The 17,898-nt window shown below is 68.6% G+C and carries 14 protein-coding genes; 9 read left to right on the forward strand and 5 right to left on the reverse strand.

Going from position 1 to position 17,898, the window contains the following annotated elements; translation table 11 throughout:
• Position 1 precedes the first annotated feature (1 nt).
• Both A2790_RS03310 and A2790_RS03315 read right to left on the reverse strand, forming a co-directional pair.
• Positions 2–3,580 (reverse strand): M1 family aminopeptidase, encoded by a 3,579-nt coding sequence (locus tag A2790_RS03310; RefSeq protein WP_293387558.1) that lies wholly within the window; start codon positions 3,578–3,580, stop codon positions 2–4.
• Between the two features lie 18 nt (positions 3,581–3,598).
• Complete coding sequence (locus A2790_RS03315; protein ID WP_293387560.1) at positions 3,599–4,477, reverse strand: ABC transporter ATP-binding protein; 879 nt, start codon at positions 4,475–4,477, stop codon at positions 3,599–3,601.
• A 255-nt stretch (positions 4,478–4,732) separates the two neighbouring features.
• Between A2790_RS03315 and A2790_RS03320 the strand changes: the two genes are divergently transcribed.
• Positions 4,733–5,407: a PEPxxWA-CTERM sorting domain-containing protein gene (locus A2790_RS03320; RefSeq protein WP_293387562.1), complete on the forward strand. Its 675-nt coding sequence runs from the start codon at positions 4,733–4,735 to the stop codon at positions 5,405–5,407.
• Here A2790_RS03320 and A2790_RS03325 read toward each other — a convergent pair.
• The 3 genes from A2790_RS03325 to sfsA form a co-directional block, all read right to left on the reverse strand.
• On the reverse strand, positions 5,404–5,727 hold the full coding sequence (locus A2790_RS03325) for a hypothetical protein (RefSeq protein WP_293387564.1): 324 nt from the start codon (positions 5,725–5,727) through the stop codon (positions 5,404–5,406). The genes A2790_RS03320 and A2790_RS03325 overlap by 4 nt on opposite strands.
• A 6-nt stretch (positions 5,728–5,733) precedes the next feature.
• Complete coding sequence (gene map / locus A2790_RS03330; RefSeq protein ID WP_293387566.1) at positions 5,734–6,552, reverse strand: type I methionyl aminopeptidase; 819 nt, start codon at positions 6,550–6,552, stop codon at positions 5,734–5,736.
• A gap of 74 nt (positions 6,553–6,626) precedes the next feature.
• Positions 6,627–7,343, reverse strand: coding sequence for a DNA/RNA nuclease SfsA (gene sfsA / locus A2790_RS03335; RefSeq protein ID WP_293387568.1), 717 nt, complete (start codon positions 7,341–7,343; stop codon positions 6,627–6,629).
• 53 nt (positions 7,344–7,396) lie between these two features.
• On the opposite strand from sfsA, the gene A2790_RS03340 reads away from it, so the two are divergent.
• The 8 genes from A2790_RS03340 (at position 7,397) to A2790_RS03375 (ending at position 17,859) form a co-directional block, all read left to right on the forward strand.
• Positions 7,397–8,164, forward strand: a complete 768-nt coding sequence (locus tag A2790_RS03340) for a competence/damage-inducible protein A (protein ID WP_293387570.1) — start codon at positions 7,397–7,399, stop codon at positions 8,162–8,164.
• Positions 8,165–8,209: 45 nt separating this feature from the next.
• Entirely contained in the window at positions 8,210–8,482 is a 273-nt protein-coding gene (locus tag A2790_RS03345; protein WP_293387572.1) for a hypothetical protein, read from the forward strand.
• Between the two features lie 320 nt (positions 8,483–8,802).
• A complete protein-coding gene (locus tag A2790_RS03350; RefSeq protein WP_293387574.1) occupies positions 8,803–10,014 on the forward strand; it encodes an efflux RND transporter periplasmic adaptor subunit in 1,212 nt (403 codons plus the stop codon).
• A 4-nt stretch (positions 10,015–10,018) separates the two neighbouring features.
• Entirely contained in the window at positions 10,019–13,198 is a 3,180-nt protein-coding gene (locus A2790_RS03355; RefSeq protein ID WP_293387576.1) for a multidrug efflux RND transporter permease subunit, read from the forward strand.
• Positions 13,199–13,256: 58 nt separating this feature from the next.
• A complete protein-coding gene (locus tag A2790_RS03360) occupies positions 13,257–14,036 on the forward strand; it encodes an SDR family oxidoreductase (protein ID WP_293387578.1) in 780 nt (259 codons plus the stop codon).
• Between the two features lie 10 nt (positions 14,037–14,046).
• Positions 14,047–14,841, forward strand: a complete 795-nt coding sequence (locus tag A2790_RS03365) for an enoyl-CoA hydratase/isomerase family protein (RefSeq protein ID WP_293387580.1) — start codon at positions 14,047–14,049, stop codon at positions 14,839–14,841.
• 94 nt (positions 14,842–14,935) lie between these two features.
• The gene (locus tag A2790_RS03370; protein WP_293387582.1) at positions 14,936–15,373 is read left to right on the forward strand and encodes a DUF2214 family protein; all 438 of its coding nucleotides are present in this window, start codon (positions 14,936–14,938) and stop codon (positions 15,371–15,373) included.
• A 98-nt stretch (positions 15,374–15,471) separates the two neighbouring features.
• The gene (locus A2790_RS03375) at positions 15,472–17,859 is read left to right on the forward strand and encodes a TonB-dependent receptor (protein ID WP_293387584.1); all 2,388 of its coding nucleotides are present in this window, start codon (positions 15,472–15,474) and stop codon (positions 17,857–17,859) included.
• The last annotated feature ends 39 nt before the right edge of the window (positions 17,860–17,898 follow it).

Consider the following 17,898-nt stretch of genomic DNA (forward strand, 5'->3'; position numbering starts at 1 on the left):
GCTAATCCCCGACGCGGATGGCGTTGTCGTCCGAGTTGCGGTCGATCTGCTTGTTGTAGGGGTCGACGCCGGCGAACCGGGGCGGCTTGTCCACGGTGAGCGTGATCGTCTGCGGGCCGGACCTCAGCGGTGTGCGGCGGAAGGCCAGGACGTTCTTCGCTGCGAAGCCGGGCTTGCCGGGCTCGGCGTCGAACACGCCCACATCGAACACCTCGCCGGCCGGGATGGGCGCCGGCGCCTCCTGGCCCCGGCCGTCGGCATAGGCCTTCTTGGCTTCGACGGTCAGGGTCACGTCGTAGCGGCCGTCGGCGCGCTTCTTCACGGCCGCGGTCTTGGTCGAGAGGTCGTAGATCGTGATCTTCTCGAACAGGTCGGTGATGAGCTGCTGGGCCACGGGGTCGCTTCCGGCCTCGGCGCGCAGGGCGTCGACCAGGTCCTGGGAGCGGGGGTAGGGGGCGCCCTTGAAGGCGTATTGCGCCAGGAGGCGGCGGAGCGCGGCGTTGACCTTGGCCTCGCCGATCCGATCGCGCAGCAGGTACATGACCAGCGAGCCCTTGCGGTAGTGGATGTACGGCTGGTTCTCGACCCGGATCAGCGGCAGCTCCTCCACCAGCTCGCCGCCGCGGCTGCGGAGATAGCGGTCCAACTCGAATTTCAGGAACTTGCGGATGCCGGCCTGGCCGTAGGTCTTCTCCATGACCAGCAGGGCGGAATACTGCGCCAGGGTCTCGGAGAGGGCGGTCGCCCCCTGCATGTCGGCGCCGATGATCTGGTGGGCCCACCACTGGTGCGCCAGCTCATGCGCCGTGACGTAGGTCACGTAGTCGATCTTCTCGGGTTCGGTGTTGTCGGTGACGAAGCCGATGCCCTCCGAGTAGGGCATGGTGTTGGCGAACGCCTGGGCGAACTGCTCGTAACCGGGGAATTCGATGATCCGGGCCTGGTGGAACTGGTAGGGGCTGAAATTGGCCTGGTAGTAGTCCAGGCCCGTCTCCAGCGCCTTGATCATCCGGTCAACGTTCCAGGGATGCTGGCGGTCGTAGTAGATGGCCAGTTCGACCCCCTTGTAGACCTCGCGCCGGATGGCATAGCGGGCCGACTGCACCGAGAAGAAGTTCAGCACCGGGGCGTCCGTCCGGAAGCGGATCGTTCGCCGGCCGCCCTTGATCGAGTCCGAAATCCTGTAGCCCGGCGCCACAGGCGTCTGGTCGGCGTCGGTGGTGACGCGGATGTCGGCGTTTACCCAGTCGGCGTTGGCCAGGTAGTTGCGGGCCTGGGCGGCGCGGTCCTCGAGCTTCGGCGGGCGAAGCTGGGGCGGCAGGCCGTACTTGCGGCGTTTGGCGCGGTCCTGCAGCAGCTGCGCGCGATCCATGCCGACGACGGGCGCGAACTCGAAGTTGTTCACGAAGGTCCCATTGTCGACGATGCGGGTGGTGTTGCCCGAGTTCTTGAAGCCGCGCTGCTGCATCACCGTCTGGAACGAGAGTGCGGTGCGCTGGCCGGGCTGGAGCGGGGTGTCGAAGGTGAAGATGCGGTAGTTGAAGCGGTCGAAGGTGCGGACCCGTGCGGCGCCGTTCACCGACATCTGCAGGGCCTTGGTGTCGCGCGCGAGGCGCACGTGCAGCTCGCGGATCGGCGCCCCGGTGTCGTTGACCAGCTGGTAGACGCCCTCGGTGACCAGCTTCGGCAGGGCCGGGTGGAGGTCCAGGTCGAGGGCGACGTCGGTGACCGAGGGCTGGGGGACCTTCTCGTAGCGGAGGAACGCCTTCTCGAACTCGGCCATCCACCGCTCCTCCTCGATCGAGGTCCGGTAGGTGTTGATGACGTTGGTGTTGTCGTAGATGAAGGCGCCCAGGCCGATCCACGCCGCGACGGCGGCGGCGCCGATGGCTCCGGCGGGGCTCAGCAGGCGGCGGGGCAGGCGCTTGAGGCGCGGCAGCATCCGGGTTTCGGTCCCTCGCCGCCACAGGCTATAGGCCAGCACCAGCAGGATGACGGCAAAGGCGCTCCAGTAAGCGCGGAACCACGCCGCGAAGCGGGCGTAGTCGCCCTGGCCGTTCATGTCCGAGAGCGGGGTCGGGACGCGGCCGCCGTAGAGGTAGAGGTTGTGCTCGAAGCCGAGGGTGGGGAACGTGAGGACGGCGACCAGGTAGAGCACCATCAGCCCCCAGCCGACGAACTTGTGGGGCGAGACCGCCTGGAAGAACACGGCCAGCACCGCGATCAGCGTCCAATCCACCGCGCTCGGCAGGACGTACCAGTAGAGGTACTTGTCGAGCTGCAGATCGTAGAAGCCCTTGGAGATCTGCACCACGACGCCGGCCGCCGCGCTCACCAGCAGCATGGCGATCAGGACCAGGGCGATGGCCAGGGTCTTGGGGACCACGAAGGCCCAGTCGGGGACCGCCGTGGCGTCGACGATCTCGTGCGTCTTGCGCTCCCGCTCCCGCCAGACCAGTTCGCCCGCGTAGAACACCGCGACGATCACGACCAGGAAGCTGAAGCTGCCCTGCAGCGTGCCGATCACCCAGCGGGTGACGGGGTAGAGCTTCGCGCCGCTGAGCTCGTCGCCGAGGATCAGGCTGCCCAGGCTGTTGAACAGGCCGAGCAGCAGCAGCACCGCGAAGGCGGGGCTCTTGAACACTTGGCCCATCTCGAAGCGGGTGCGCTTCAGCAGCTGCGCCCACGCGACTTCCAGGCCGCGGCCCGGGGCCGGAAGTCGGCGGCCGGCGGGCGCTGACGGCGGCGCCTCGGCCACGGCGGCCGGCTTGCGCACGCGGCCGGCCTTGGCCTCGAATCGGAAGGTGAACCAGGCGCTGGCCAGGCAGGCGAAGGCGACCGGCAGCCAGATAAGGCGGTTCCAGAGCAGGGGCCCGACGAGGTCGGGCATGCGGCTGTTGGAGTCGGCGGCGGTGAAGTAGCGGGTCGCCAGCTCCCAGGCGGCGAGGCCGAACGGCTCCACGAGCGAGGCGAGCTGCAGCTTGTCCGGGTCCTGCAGCGCGACGTTCATGGCCAGGTAGGCCACCATGAACCCGGCGACGCCGAGGTAGGTGCCCATCATTGAGCGGGTGACCGTGGCCAGGGTGAAGAAGATGGCCGAGGTCAGAAACAGGCCGGGCAAAGCCAGCCAGACATAGGCGAAGGCATAGTCGGCCAGCCGGTTCGGACCCATGGTCTCCGGATCGACCCAGGGCATCAGCGACCCGACCACGATCGCGGCGGGGACGAACAGGAAGGCCAGCGCCACGGCCGCGAAGGCGCCGGCGAAGCGGCCGAACAGATAGTCGAACTTCCCGATCCGCGTGGACCGGACGATCGGCCCGAAACCCGTCTCCTCGTCGCGGACCACGACATTGGCGACGAAGGCCGTGGAGACGAACATGAAGAAGACCGTCATCACCATGACGATCTGGCCGATGGCCTGGGGCGAATTCTTGTGGACGTTGCCGCCGGCGCCGATCTGCACGCGGTCGATGCCGACAGCCCCGAACACCAGCAAGAAGAAGATCAGCCCGGCGATCCAGAAGATCGGTTGGCGAAGCTGGTAGCGCAGCTCGAAGGCCGCGATCTTGCCGAACATGCCGTTAGAACCCCTCGGCTAGGCCGCGCGGCGCGAGGCGGCGAGGGTCGAGAAGTAGACGTCTTCCAGCCCGCCGGGCACGGGCTCGAAGCCGGCGCCGGGGACGCTGTCGGAAAGTACGTGGATGACGGTGCGACCTCCGGCCAGGCGCGTGGAAATCACCTGGCTGCGCGCCCGCTCGGCCTCCAGCTCATGGCGGTCGATGACCTTGCGCCAGACGCGGCCGGAAAGGCCCTCGACCAGATCGGCGGGGGCGCCTTCCTGCAGGATCCGGCCGCCGGCCAGCACGGCCATCCGCGGGCAAAGGTCGGCCACGTCGTCGACGATGTGGGTGGACAGGATCACCACGACGTTCTCGCCGATCTCGGCCAGCAGGTTGAGGAAGCGGTTGCGCTCCTCCGGGTCCAGGCCCGCAGTGGGCTCGTCCACGATGATGAGGGTCGGCCGGCCGATCAGCGCCTGGGCGATGCCGAACCGCTGGCGCATGCCGCCGGAGTAGCCGGCGACCGCCTTCTTGCGCACGTCCCACAGGTTCACCTGTTGTAGGAGGCTCTCGACGGTCTCCTTGCGCTCGGCCTTGCCCGCGATGCCCTTCAGCACGGCCATGTGGTCCAGCAGGTCGAGGGCGGAGACCCGCGGATAGACGCCGAAGTCCTGGGGCAGGTAACCGAGCGTGCGGCGCAGCGCCTCGGGCTGGGCGATCACATCGATATCGCCGAACCGGATCGAGCCCGAGGTGGGCGTCTGCAGCGTGGCGATGGCCCGCATCAGCGTGGACTTGCCGGCGCCGTTGGGGCCCAGCAGTCCGAACATGCCTTTGCCGATCTCCAAATCGACGCCGTCCAGCGCGCGCGTCCCGTTTGGATAGACGTGCGTCAAACCCTTGATGGAAAGCATGATCCTCTGACTTCCACCCCACCCGGCTTTGAAGCTGCCTCGGGGCGAGGCGGCGGGCAAGTGAGGGTTATGTAACGTGTGGTGCGCCGGTAACGGCTGCTCCGGCGCGTTACGCCCCCGGCGTTGATCGCCTCACAGGCGAGTGCGGTTCACCCAAGCTCGTCGCGGCGCCGCTACGCATTCGTCGCACGGCGATGGAGCCGACGACCGCCGCGCCCGATGTCCGCCGAAGCAAACCAAGCATCGGAGATGGGTATGAAGCGTAGTTTCCTGGCGGGGGTCGCCCTGGCCTCGGTCATCGGCGCGGCGGGCGCGGCGCAGGCGGCGGTCATCGTGGCGCCGGTGAGTGTCAGCGTCACCAGCGGAGGGACCGTGGGCTCCTTCTGGACCGTCGACAACGTGATCGATCAGTCGGGTCTCACGAGGACCTACATCCCAGGCGTCACGGACTTCGACGCCTTCGTGGCCGAACCGAACCGGCATTCTGGCGTTCTGAACACCGAATGGTTCAGTCATCGGGACTCCCGTTCCGCGCAGTTGACCTTCGACTTCGGACAGGAGGTCACGCTCTACAAGCTGGCGATCTGGGACGAGAACAATTCCTCGCAGCAGTCGATGTCGATCTCGACGCCTGCCCTGGGGCTCATCCGATCGTTTGCGCCCCGGGAGAATTCCGGCTCGCCCTATCCGGGCGGCGAGGTCTTTGAGTTTCGACCGATCACCACGCGCTATCTGACCCTCGATATCACCGGCTGCGGGACGAAGCCCCAATTCAACTCGGTCGACTACTGCGGCCTGGGCGAGATCATCTTTGCGGACGGCAGCGGGGTCGCGGCCGTGCCGGAGCCGGCGACCTGGGCGCTGATGATCGGCGGGTTCGGGATGGCCGGCGCCATGCTGCGCCGTCGCCAGCGGCTGGCCCTCGCCTAGCCCTTCAGAGGACCGGAGCCGTCGGCCACGCGGAAGTGGTCGACGCCCGGCGGCCGATCCAGCAGGAAGCGGTCGTCCTCGGGGTAGTAGCGGGCGCGCTCATAGTCCTCGCCCGCGAAGGCCTTGATGACCTCCAGGTTGGTCCACCAGCTGAGGGTCGTGACCTCGCTCGTCCCGTCGCCGAGATCGCGGAACAGCATCTGCCAGCCCAGGTTGCCTGGGGTGGAGAGGTAGTCGTCGCCGCCGGTGGCGGCGATGTAGGCGCGGTACTCGGCCTCGTCGGCGGCGCGGATCCGGCCCACCCAGCGGCGCAGGATCATGGGGGCCTACGCGCTGACGATCGGCGGCTTGAACTGGCCGGTGGGCGAGCCCGTGAAGATCTCGACCCCGTCCTCGGTGACGCCCACGGAATGCTCGCACTGGGCCGACAGGGACTTGTCTCGGGTCACGGCCGTCCAGCCGTCGGACAGCAGCTTCACCGGGTGCTTGCCCAGGTTCACCATCGGCTCGATCGTGAAGAACATGCCGGGCTGCAGCAGCTCGCCCGTGCCCTTCTGGCCGAAGTGCAGGATGTTGGGCGCGTCGTGGAAGACCTTGCCCAGGCCGTGGCCGCAGAAGTCGCGGACCACCGAGCAGCGCATGCTCTCCACGTACTGCTGGATCGCCGCGCCGATATCGCCGGTGCGCGCGCCGGGCTTCACCGCCGCTAGGCCGCGCTCCAGCGCCTCGTAGGTCACGTCCACCAACCGCTTGGCGCGCGGCGCGACCGAGCCGACGCCGTACATGCGCGAGGTGTCGCCGTGCCAGCCGTCGACGATGACCGTGACGTCGATATTGACGATGTCGCCCTCGCGCAGCACCCGCTCGCCGGGAATGCCGTGGCAGACGATATGGTTGGGGCTGATGCAGACGGTCTTGGTATAGCCGCGATAGCCCAGGCAGGCGGGCAGGGCGCCATTGTCCAGGACGAACTCGCGCGCCAGGTCGTCCAGGTGGCCGGTCACGGCGCCGGGGACCACGTGCGGCGCCAGCATATCGAGGCACTCGGCGGCGAGGCGGCCCGCCTTGCGCATGCCTTCGAACGCCGCGGCGTCATGCAGCTTGATCTGGCCGGTGCGGTAGTCGCCGTCGAGGGTGTCGGTCATGGGATGCTCCAGCGACCTATGTCGCGATCCTATCACCGAAGGTCAACCGGGGCGCGACATCCTGCTTCGCGGCCTCACTCGCTCAGCCTGGCTCCCGTCCACGGGACGCGGTTCGCCAGGATCACCCGGTCGGGCGCGATGGCGCAGCGGTAGGCCAGCACCTCGACGCCCGCCGCCGCGGCCGCGGTCAGGCCCTTGGCGTAGGCTGGGTCGAGGTCGTGGCAGGCGGCGAAGGTGTCGCAGTCGGTGCGTTGGATCACGAACAGCATAACCGCGCGCTGCCCCGCTTCGACCATGGCGGTGAGTTCGCGCAGGTGCTTGAGCGACCGGGCCGCGACGCAGTCGGGGAACTCGGCCAGCGTCCCGGTGCGGCGCAGGTGGCAGTTCTTCACCTCCAGCCAGCACGGCGCACGGTCCGGATGCTCCAGCAGGAAATCGACGCGGCTGTTCTCGCCGTAGCGGACCTCGCGGCGGTGAGTGGCGTAGCCGGTGAGCTCGGGGATCGCGTCGGCGGCCAGGGCTTCGGCGACGATGCGGTTGGGGTGCAGGGTGTTGATTCCGACCAGGCCGCCGTCGGCCTCCACCAGCTCCAGGGTGTGGGCGAGCTTGCGCTTGGGGTCGTCGGATTTCGACAGCCAGGCGGGCAGGCCCGGGGTGTTCAGGCCCAGCATTGCGCCGGGGTTCGGGCAGTGGGCGGTCACTTCCGTCCCGTCCTGCAGGACCACATCGGCGAAGAAGCGCTTGTAGCGGCGGACGAGGGTTCCGCGGACGAGCGGTTGCGGGAAGTCCATGTAAGGCTTTAGTCCGGTGTGGAAGCAGGCTGATGTAGGCGAGGGTCGGGCGGATGGCGAGCGGCGAGGACAAGCGGGTCACCTGTGCGGTGCTGATCATCGGGGACGAGATCCTCTCGGGCCGAACCCAGGACACGAACCTGCGCGACATCGCCCGCTATCTGGGCGTCATCGGCGTGGACCTGGCCGAGGCGCGGACGGTGCCCGACGTGCTTGAGGAGATCGTGGACGCGCTAAACGCGCTGCGGTCCCGCTACGACTATGTGATCACCACCGGCGGGATCGGCCCGACGCATGACGACATCACCGCCGATGCGGTGGCGGCAGCCTTCGGCGTCGAGCTGGAAGAGCATCCCGAGATCATGGCGATGATGACCGCACGCTGGGGTGACCAGCTGAACGCCGCGCGGCGGCGGATGGCGCGGGTTCCGGTGGGCGGGGCGCTGGTGAAGAACCCCGTGCAGGGGCCGCCCGGCTTCACCATCGGCAACGTCTTCACCCTGGCGGGCGTGCCGCAGATCATGCGGGGCATGCTGGAGGACGTGGGGCCCCGTATGCGCGGCGGCCGCCCGACCGTGTCGCGCACCGTGCGCGTCGAGGGTTCGGGAGAGGGCCAGATCGCCGAGCCGCTGGAGGCGGTGGCCAAGGCCCATCCCGACATGTCGCTGGGCAGCTATCCGTTCTTCAGCGCCGAGGGTTACGGCTCGAACCTGGTGATCCGCAGCCGCGACCCCGAACAGCTCTCCGCGGTGGTGGCCGAGCTGATCGACGCCTTGCGACGAGCGGGCATCGACAACGTGAAGGAGATGGCGGTAGCGTAACAACTAGACGTCACTCGGTTTCCGCCCCCGGCAAAGGAGCGCCCCATGATTTCCGCCCTGTTCGCCGTCGCCCTGCTGGTCGCGGCCGCCGACCCCGCCGCCCCGACGGCCGGCACCGCGCCCGCGGCATCGGCGCCCGCCAAGTCCGCGACACCCGCGAAGGCCGACAAGAACGAACTTGTCTGCAAGCGCGAAGCGGTCCTGGGCAGCCGGATGAAGCAGCGCACCTGCCGGACCCAGGCCGACTGGGATCTGATGAAGCAAGAGGCGCGCGACGAGGTCGAGAAGAACCAGAGCGTCAAGCCGCTCAGCTTCTAGAGCCTCTGGGCCGCGGTTCGCGCCGCGGATGAGGCACTCCACAACTGGAGTCGGCCAACGCTACGCTGTCCACAGCCTCGCCGCGCGAGCTGTGGATGAGTTGTGGGCAAGTTGGCGATCTGGGTGCGGTTCGTCGGCTTGTGCGAGGCGTCGTGCGCCCGCCTGCGAACAAAGGTGTGGAAAAGGGCGCCGTAAGGTCACCCCGGCCTGTACGAAGGTCTGGACAGATTGCCGCAGCGTTACCAGCTAGACTTGGAAAGCCGCTGATGGGGCGGCGCGGCGCAGGCGTGTGCGCCGGGGTCTGCGACAAGGAGTTGGGCATGTCGGGAGCGGTCCGCTGGGCCGTGGGGGCCCTCGTTTTCCCCCTCCTTGTTTCCTGCGGCGCGAAGAAGGCCGATGGCCCGCCGCCGCCGGCGCCCGTGACGGTCTCCGCGCCCCTTTCGCGCCAGATCATCGACTGGGACGAGTTCGTCGGCCGCTTCGAGGCGATCCAGCAGGTCGAGGTGCGGCCGCGCGTCTCGGGCTATGTCCAGACCATCGGGTTTCGCGACGGCGACATCGTCAAGAAGGGCCAGCTGCTCTTTGTGATCGACCCGCGCCCCTACCAGGCCGCGCTCGCCCAGGCCCGCGCGGACCAGGCTAGCGCCGAGGCCCAGGCGGCCAACGCCCGGGTGGAGCTGGAGCGGGCCAAGACGCTGCTGGACAAGGGCTTCGTCTCCAAGTCGACCTATGACTCGCGGCTGGCGCAGCAACGCTCGGCGGACGCCGCCGTCGCCGCCGCCAGGGCCCAGGTGCAGGCGCGCGAACTGGACGTATCGTTCACCCGCATCACCTCGCCCATCGCCGGCCGGGTGTCCGACCACCGCGTGGACGTGGGCAACCTGGTCGCCGCCAGCGGGTCCGAGGCGACCCTGCTGACGACGGTGGTGTCGCTGGACCCGATCCACTTCGCCTTCACCGGCTCGGAGGCGGTCTACCTGAAGTATCAGCGGGCCAACGAGGCGGGCACACGGACCAGTTCGCGCTACGCCTCCAACCCCGTGGACATCCAGCTGCAGGACGAGACGGCCTACAACTGGCGCGGCCGGATGGACTTCGTGGACAACGCCCTGGACATCGGCTCGGGCACGATCCGCGGCCGGGCGGTGGTGCGCAATCCGAACAACCTGCTGACGCCGGGCATGTACGGCCGCATGCGCCTGCTGGGATCGGGCGCCTATACGGCGCTGCTGGTGCCGGACTCGGCCGTTCTGGCCGACCAGTCGGACAAGGTGGTGCTGGTGGCGGCCCGCGACGACACGGTGCAGCCCCGCAAAGTGGTGCTGGGGCCCATCGTCGACGGCCTGCGCGTGGTGCGCAGCGGCCTCTCCGGCGCGGACAGGGTGATCATCGACGGCCAGGCGCGCGTACGGCCGGGCATGAAGGTCGCGCCCAAGCCGGGACGGATCGTCAGCGCCGCCCCCACCGCCCCGCAGCCCAGCGTGCTGCAGCAGCCGGCGGCCCAGGCGACGAGCGCCGGCGGGACCCGGTAGGGCCATGCGGTTCTCGCGCTTCTTCATCGACCGCCCGGTCTTCGCGGCGGTCATCTCGGTGATCATCATCCTAGTTGGCGCCTTCGCCTACCCGTCGCTGCCGATCGCCCAGTATCCCGAGATCGCGCCGCCCACGATCACGGTGACGGCGAGCTATCCCGGCGCCTCGGCCGAGGTGATCGCCGATACGGTGGCGACGCCCTTGGAGCAGGAGATCAACGGGGTCGAGGACATGCTCTACATGTCCTCCTCGTCCACCTCGGACGGCCTGCTGACCATCACCCTGACGTTCAAGTTGGGGACCGACCTCGATAACGCCCAGGTGCTGGTGCAGAACCGGGTCGCCTCTGCCGAGCCTCGGCTGCCCGAGGACGTGCGGCGGCTGGGCGTGGTGACGCGCAAGGCCTCGCCCGACCTGCTGATGGTCATCCACCTCTATTCGCCCGACGGCACGCGCAGCCCCGACTACATCTCGAACTACGCCCTGCTACAGGTGCGCGACCGGCTGGCCAGGCTGGACGGGGTCGGCGACGCCCGGATCTTCGGCGCGCGAGACTACGCCATGCGGGTCTGGATCGACCCGGACAAGGCGGCCGCCCACAACCTCACCGCCGGCGAGATCGTCGGGGTCCTACGCGCACAGAACGTCCAGGTGGCGGCCGGCGCCGTGGGCCAGGCGCCGTTCAGCGCCCAGGGCTCGGCCTTCGAGCTCAACGTCAACACCCAGGGCCGCCTGACCGACCCCGCGCAGTTCGCCGACATCATCGTCAAGAACGACGCCGGCGGCCGCCTGGTGCGGATCAGCGACGTGGCCAGGGTCGAGCTGGGCGCTCAGGACTACCGCGTCAACGCCTACCTCGACCGCGGCCAGAAGGCGGTGGCCATCGGCATCAGCCAGCGGCCGGGCTCCAACGCCCTGGCCACGGCCGACACGGTGCTGAAGACCATGGAGGAGCTCGGGCCGAACTTCCCGCCCGGCCTCAAGTACACGGTGATCTACAACCCGACGGAGTACGTCGCCGAGTCGATCAACGAGGTCCGCAAGACCCTGTTCGAGGCGGTGATCCTGGTCGTGCTGGTGGTCATCGTCTTCCTGCAGACCTGGCGGGCGGCGATCATTCCCGTCGTGGCGATCCCGGTGTCGCTGGTCGGGGCGTTCGCGGTGATGGCCGGCTTCGGCGCCTCGTTGAACAACCTGTCGCTCTTCGGCTTGGTGCTGGCCATCGGCATCGTGGTCGACGACGCCATCGTCGTGGTCGAGAACGTCGAGCGGAACCTGGCGGCGGGCATGACACCGCGGGAGGCCGCCTATCGAACCATGGACGAGGTGGGCGGCGCCCTGATCGCCATCGCCCTCGTGCTGGTGGCGGTGTTCGTGCCGACGGCGTTCATCACCGGCATCTCCGGCCAGTTCTACAAGCAGTTCGCGATCACCATCGCCAGCGCCACGATGATCTCGTGCCTGGTGTCGCTGACCCTGTCGCCGGCCATGGCGGCGCTGGTGCTGCGCGCGCACCCCGAGCATCCGGTTCCGGCCAAGGGATGGCGTCGGCCGTTCCAGCTGTTCGGCTGGAAATTCAACGAGGTGTTCGCCAAACTTAGCGATCGCTACGGCAGGCTGACCGCTCTGACCGTGCGGCGCGGCGTGATCATGCTGGCGGTCTATGCGGTGCTGCTGCTGTTCACCGTCTGGCGCTTCTCGGCGACGCCCACGGGGTTCATCCCGGCGCAGGACCAGGGCTATTTCATCGCCGTCGTCCAGCTGCCGCCGGGCTCCTCCCTGGCGCGCACCGATGCAGTGGTGAAGCAGGTGGTCAACACCGCCATGGACACCAAGGGCGTCGAGCACGCCGCGGCCTTCGTCGGCCTGGACGGCACCACCTTCACCAACGCCCCAAACGCCGGGACGATCTTCCTGCCGCTGACCCCGTTCCACGAGCGCGGGGCGGAGGGAATCAAGGCCCAGGCGGTGCTGGACGACCTGCGCCAGAAGCTGGGCCAGATCGCCGGCGCCAACGTTCTGGTGATCCAGCCGCCGCCCGTCAGCGGCATCGGCACCGGCGGTGGCTGGAAGCTTATGATCGAGGACCGGCAGGGCAAGGGCTACCGCGCCCTCGAGCAGGCCACGGTCGACCTGATGATGCAGGGAAACAAGCAAGACGAGCTGACCAGCGTCTTCACGTTGTTCAACACATCGACGCCCCGGCTCTGGGCCGAGATCGACCGCGACAAGGCGCAGATGGCCGGCGTGCCGCCCGAGCAGGTGTTCGAGACCCTGTCCGTCTATCTTGGATCGGCTTTCGTCAACGACTTCAACTACCTGGGCCGGACTTATCGCGTGACGGCGCAAGCGGACGCGCCGTATCGCGACGAGGCTTCGGACATCGCGCGGCTGCAGACCCGCTCGCTCTCCGGGGCCATGGTGCCGCTGGGCTCGGTGGCGACGGTGCGCGACGACAGCGGCCCGTACAGGGTCGTGCGCTACAACCTCTATCCGGCGGCCGAGCTGCAGGGCGACACCAAGCCGGCCTATTCGTCCGGCCAGGCGCTGGACCGCGTCGAGGCCCTGGCCAAGGCGCGGCTGCCCGAGGGCTTCGGCTACGAGTGGACCGAGCTGGCCTACCAGCAGAAGACGGCCGGCAACACCGGGGCGATCGCCTTCGGCCTGGCGGTGGTGTTCGTCTTCCTGCTGCTGGCGGCGCAGTACGAGAGCGTGACCCTGCCGCTGGCGATCATCCTCATCGTTCCGATGTGCCTGCTGGCGGCGATCCTGGGCGTGAACCTGCGCGGGTTCGACAACAACATCCTCACCCAGATCGGGCTGGTGGTGCTGATCGGCCTGGCGGCCAAGAACGCCATCCTCATCGTCGAGTTCGCCAAACAGGCCGAGGAGCGGGGGCTCAGCCGCTGGGATGCGGCGGTCGAGGCGGCCCATACCCGCCTGCGGCCGATCCTGATGACCTCGTTCGCCTTCATCCTGGGCGTGCTGCCCCTGGTGATCGCCAGCGGGCCGGGGGCGGAGATGCGCCAGGCGCTGGGGACGGCGGTGTTCTTCGGCATGATCGGGGTGACCGCCTTCGGCCTCCTGTTCACGCCGGCCTTCTACGTCATGTGCCGCTTCATCTCGGACCGGCTGTGGAAGCCGCAGGAGTGCGACGCCCTGAAGGAGCATCCGGCCGAGTAGCCTTGACCTCCCTAAGGGCGCCTTCCACAAGTCGGCGCCAAACGGGAGGACTTGTGAGATGGCGTTCAATCCCTTCGACCTGACGGGCAAGGTCGCGCTGGTGACCGGCGGCAACGGCGGCATCGGCCTGGGCATGGCCGAGGGCCTGGCCGCCGCCGGGGCGAAGGTGGCGATCTGGGGCCAGAACCCCGAGAAGAACGCCAAGGCCGAAGCGGCCCTCAAAGCCCATGGCGTCGACGTGCTGGTCCAGAAGGTAGACGTGGCCGACGAGGCCAGCGTCGTGGCAGGCGTGGCCGAGGTGGTGAAGACCTTCGGCCGGCTGGACTTCTGCGCCGCCAACGCCGGCATCGGCGGCGGGGCGCCGTTCGACCAGATGACCACGGAAAAGTGGCGCCGCGTCACCACAGTGAACCTGGATGCGGTGTTCTGGACATTCCGCGAGGCGGTGAAGCACATGCTTGAGCGGGCGAACGCGGGCGATCCCGGCGGCTCCCTGGTGGTGACGTCGTCGACCTCGGCGATCCATGGCGCGCCGCGCAACGAAGCCTACGCCTCCACGAAGGGCGGGGTGCTGTCGATGGTCCGCGGCCTGGCGGTGGAGTATGCGCGCTACGGCATCCGCGCCAATTCGATCCTGCCGGGCTGGATCGCCACCGACATGACCCAGGGCCTGCAGTCGAACGACAAGTTCAACGAGAAGGCCATCGGCCGGGTGCCCATGCGGCGCTGGGGCGAGGGCGAGGACTTCTCGGGCATCGCGGTCTACCTGGCCTCGGACGCCTCGCGCTTCCACACCGGCGACAGCTTCGTCATCGACGGCGGCTACACCATCTTCTGAGGACCGGGCCATGGCCGACCGCTACGCGCAGTACGAGCGACTGAAGTTCGAGCGGCCGGCCGACGGCGTGCTGCGGATCGTGATGAGCAATCCCGGCAAGCTCAACGCCACCGACCAGCAGATGCACTGGGAGCTGGCCGAGATCTGGCGGACCATCGACGACGACCCGGAGGTCCGCTGCGCCATCCTGACGGGGGAGGGTAACGCCTTCTCCGCCGGGGGCGACTTCGAGATGATCCAGCAGATCGTCGACGACTTTCAGATGCGCGTGCGGATCCTCAAGGAGGCGCGCGACATCGTCTACAACGTGATCAACTGCTCTAAGCCGGTGGTCAGCGCCATGCGGGGGCCCGCGGTGGGGGCCGGGCTGGTCTGCGGCTTGCTGGCGGACGTCTCGATCGTAACGCCCGAGGCCAAGATCATCGACGGCCACACCCGGCTGGGGGTGGCGGCCGGCGACCATGCGGCCATCGTCTGGCCGCTGCTCTGCGGCATGGCCAAGGCCAAGTACTACCTGCTGACCTGCGACCCGCTGAGCGGCGCCGAGGCCGAACGGATCGGCCTTGTCTCGCTGTGCGTGCCGGACGAGGAGCTGGACGCCAGGGCGCTGGCGGTGGCGACCAAGCTGGCGAACGGCGCCCAGCAGGCGATCCGCTGGACCAAGCTGTCGCTGAACAACTGGCTGCGCAGCGCCGGCCCGACCTTCGACGCCTCGGCGGCGCTGGAGATGCTGGGCTTCACCGGCCCGGAGGCGGCGGAGGGGCTCGCCTCGCACCGCGAGAAGCGGAAGCCCAAGTTCGTCTAGAGCCGACCCGGCAACGCGCCTTGCCGCCGGCGGCCTGGACGCGGCCTTCCGCGCGCCCTTCTATCGGCGTGACCGTCCAGAATCGGAGGCGCCCGTGCTCGATCTCGTTCTCGCCATCGTCCACCACCTGCTGGTCTTCGGGCTGGCCGGGATCCTGTTCGCCGAGCTGATGCTGGTGCGACCGGGCATGGATTTGGCGACCGTCGGTCGGGTGGCGCGGATGGACCTGGTCTATGGCGCGTTCGCCGGGCTGGTCATCGTGGTCGGGCTTGTCCGGGCGGGCATGGCGGCGAAGGGCTGGGCCTACTATTCCCACAACGCCTTCTTCTGGGCCAAGCTGGCGGTCTTCCTGCTGGTCGGCCTCCTGTCGGCGCCGCCGACCATCGCTTTCATCCGCTGGCGGAAGGCGGGCGCCGCGCCGGATTCGGCCCAGGTGTCGAGGGTGCGCCGGTTCCTCCACGCCGAAGTCGCGCTGTTCGCGCTACTGCCGATCTTCGCCGCAGCCATGGCGCGTGGCTACGGGCAGTTCTAGCCGGGCGTGCTCACAGCCGTAAAAATTTTACACGGGCGTCAGTAACGCGTCGCCTGACGGCGCCACAGCCACCCCTTCAAGTCGAAGAGGGGTTGTCCATGCGTATGGGTTTGAAGGCGCAGCTTTGCGCCACGGCGGCGCTTTGCCTGATGGTCGGGAGCACGGCGCGGGCCGCCGAAGCCGACACGGTCGACGAGGTCGTCGTGACCGGCACCCGCGACGCCGGCCGCACCGCCTTCACCACCCTGGTCCCGGTCGACGTGCTGACCGCGGAATCGATCCAGGCCTCGGCCACCAGCCAGCTGGGCGAGAACCTGGCCCAGCAGATTCCGTCTTTCATCGTCCAGAAGCTGCCGACCTCCGACGGCCTGCAGTTCGTGCGGCCGGCCACGCTGCGCAACCTGTCGCCAGACCAGACCCTGGTGCTGGTGAACGGAAAACGCTTCCACCGCTCGGCCTTCCTCGGCTCGCGCGGGGCGCAGGGGCCGGACCTGGCCCAGATCCCGAGCTTTGCGGTGGGCCGGATGGAGGTGCTGCGCGACGGCGCCTCCGCCCAGTACGGATCGGACGCCATCGCCGGGGTGATCAACATCCTGCTGGATGACAAGCCGGGGTTCGCCGGCTTCGGCCAGGCCGGCCAGTTCTACGAGGGCGACGGCACGACCGTCCGCCTGGGCGCCAAGGCCGGCGCCGCCATCGGCGAGGGCGGGTACGTCAACGCGACCTTCGAATGGGCCGACGCCGAGCTGACCTCGCGCAGCCGCCAGCGGCCCGACGCCATCGCCTTCCAGCAGGCCAATCCCGGCGTCGTCCTGGACAACCCGGTGCAGCGCTGGGGCAATCCCGACCTCGAGACCTTCCAGGGCGCGGTGAACGCCGCCCTCCCGCTCGGGACCGTGGCCGAGGCCTACGCCTTCGGGACCTACACGAAGTCGGACGGGATCAACGACATCAACTGGCGCAACCCGTCCGCCAACCCGGCGATCTTCAACGTCACCGCGGCGTTCCCAGGCTTCAACCTGCGCTCGATCTATCCGGGCGGCTTCACCCCCCGCGAAGGCATCCACGCCCGCGATGTCCAGGCCGTGGCGGGTGTGCGCCACGCCGACGACGAGCGGTTCACCTGGGACCTCAGCGCCTCGTACGGCCGCAACGCCAGCCGGTTCTTCCTGAAGGACTCGATCAACGCCTCGCTGGGCCCGCAGAGCCCCTTCGACTTCGACCTGGGCCGGCTGCTGCAGACGGAGGTGAACCTGAACGCCGACGGGGTCTATCGCCTGCCGATCCAGGGTCTGGCCGAGCCGCTCAACATCGCGTTCGGGGCCGAGCACCGCACCGAGACCTATGAGATCGAGACCGGCGATCCGGCTTCCTACGCGGTCGGCCCCGGCGCCAACTTCGGCCTCGCCCCCAATTCGAACGGCTTCCCGGGCTTCAGCCCGCAGCAGGCGGGCGAGTGGGACCAGAAGAGCTATGCCGGCTATGTCGACCTCGAAGCCCAGGTCACGGACCGCTGGAGCCTCGGCGGCGCGCTGCGCTACGAGGACTTCTCCGAGTTCGGCGACACGCTCAACTTCAAGGCCGCCAGCCGGTTCGAGGTGACGACCGGCCTGGCCGTGCGCGCCTCCTATTCCACCGGCTTCCGCGCGCCCACGCCGGGCCAGCTGAACTCCACCAGCACGTCGCAGGGCCTCGACACGGTCACCCTGCAGCTCTTCCAGTCCGGACGCCTGTCGCCCACCAACCCGGTGGCCGTGTTCCTGGGGGCCAAGCCGCTGGAGCCGGAGGAATCGAAGACGATCACCGCCGGCGTGATCTGGCGCACCGACCTGGGCCTGGCCGGCTCGATCGACGCCTACCAGATCGACGTCGACCAGCGCTTCAGCACCTCGGCCACGGTCACCGTCACGCCGGCGATCCGGGCGCAACTCGTGGCCCTGGGCGTGCCCGGCGCCTCGGCCTTCACCTCGATCAACTGGTTCACCAACGATTTCGACACCCGCACTCGCGGCGTGGATGTGGTCGTCACCTACGCCCGCGACGTGGGCCCGGGCCGGCTGAACCTGATGGGCGCTTACAACTACAACAAGACGGAGGTGCGATCGGGCGCGCTCGGCCGCAACGCCACCCAGCAGCTGCTGTTCGAACAATCGCGGCCCAAGAACAACCTGACCGGCTCGGCCACCTACAAATGGGGCTCGTTCGAACTGCTGGGCCGCGTCCGGTACTACGGCAAGTGGACCGACAGCACCGGCAACGCCACCGGCGACATCTTCCAGGACTTCGGTGCGGTGACGTTCTTCGACGTGTCGGCGACTTATCGGGTGAACGACAACGTCTCGCTGCGGCTGGGCGCCGAGAACGTCTTCGACAAGTACCCGGACGAGGCCGTCTTCCAGGCCAGCCGCGGCCTCGTCTATTCGCGGAACGCCCCCTACGACACCAACGGCGGCCAGTACTACGCCCGGGTGGACGTTCGCTTCTGAGGCGACCCGGGACCACGTCCCGCCCCGCATCTCCGCCGG

It is taken from the genome of Phenylobacterium sp. RIFCSPHIGHO2_01_FULL_69_31 (assembly GCF_001824475.1).
GTDB lineage: Bacteria > Pseudomonadota > Alphaproteobacteria > Caulobacterales > Caulobacteraceae > Phenylobacterium.

Bases quoted from the DNA above. Each gene is read 5' to 3' on its own strand.
- A2790_RS03310 (WP_293387558.1), bottom strand. From the start codon at position 3,580: ATGTTCGGCAAGATCGCGGCCTTCGAGCTGCGCTACCAGCTTCGCCAA.
- A2790_RS03315 (WP_293387560.1), bottom strand. From the start codon at position 4,477: ATGCTTTCCATCAAGGGTTTGACGCACGTCTATCCAAACGGGACGCGC.
- A2790_RS03320 (WP_293387562.1), top strand. From the start codon at position 4,733: ATGAAGCGTAGTTTCCTGGCGGGGGTCGCCCTGGCCTCGGTCATCGGC.
- A2790_RS03325 (WP_293387564.1), bottom strand. From the start codon at position 5,727: ATGATCCTGCGCCGCTGGGTGGGCCGGATCCGCGCCGCCGACGAGGCC.
- map (WP_293387566.1), bottom strand. From the start codon at position 6,552: ATGACCGACACCCTCGACGGCGACTACCGCACCGGCCAGATCAAGCTG.
- sfsA (WP_293387568.1), bottom strand. From the start codon at position 7,343: ATGGACTTCCCGCAACCGCTCGTCCGCGGAACCCTCGTCCGCCGCTAC.
- A2790_RS03340 (WP_293387570.1), top strand. From the start codon at position 7,397: ATGGCGAGCGGCGAGGACAAGCGGGTCACCTGTGCGGTGCTGATCATC.
- A2790_RS03345 (WP_293387572.1), top strand. From the start codon at position 8,210: ATGATTTCCGCCCTGTTCGCCGTCGCCCTGCTGGTCGCGGCCGCCGAC.
- A2790_RS03350 (WP_293387574.1), top strand. From the start codon at position 8,803: ATGTCGGGAGCGGTCCGCTGGGCCGTGGGGGCCCTCGTTTTCCCCCTC.
- A2790_RS03355 (WP_293387576.1), top strand. From the start codon at position 10,019: ATGCGGTTCTCGCGCTTCTTCATCGACCGCCCGGTCTTCGCGGCGGTC.
- A2790_RS03360 (WP_293387578.1), top strand. From the start codon at position 13,257: ATGGCGTTCAATCCCTTCGACCTGACGGGCAAGGTCGCGCTGGTGACC.
- A2790_RS03365 (WP_293387580.1), top strand. From the start codon at position 14,047: ATGGCCGACCGCTACGCGCAGTACGAGCGACTGAAGTTCGAGCGGCCG.
- A2790_RS03375 (WP_293387584.1), top strand. From the start codon at position 15,472: ATGCGTATGGGTTTGAAGGCGCAGCTTTGCGCCACGGCGGCGCTTTGC.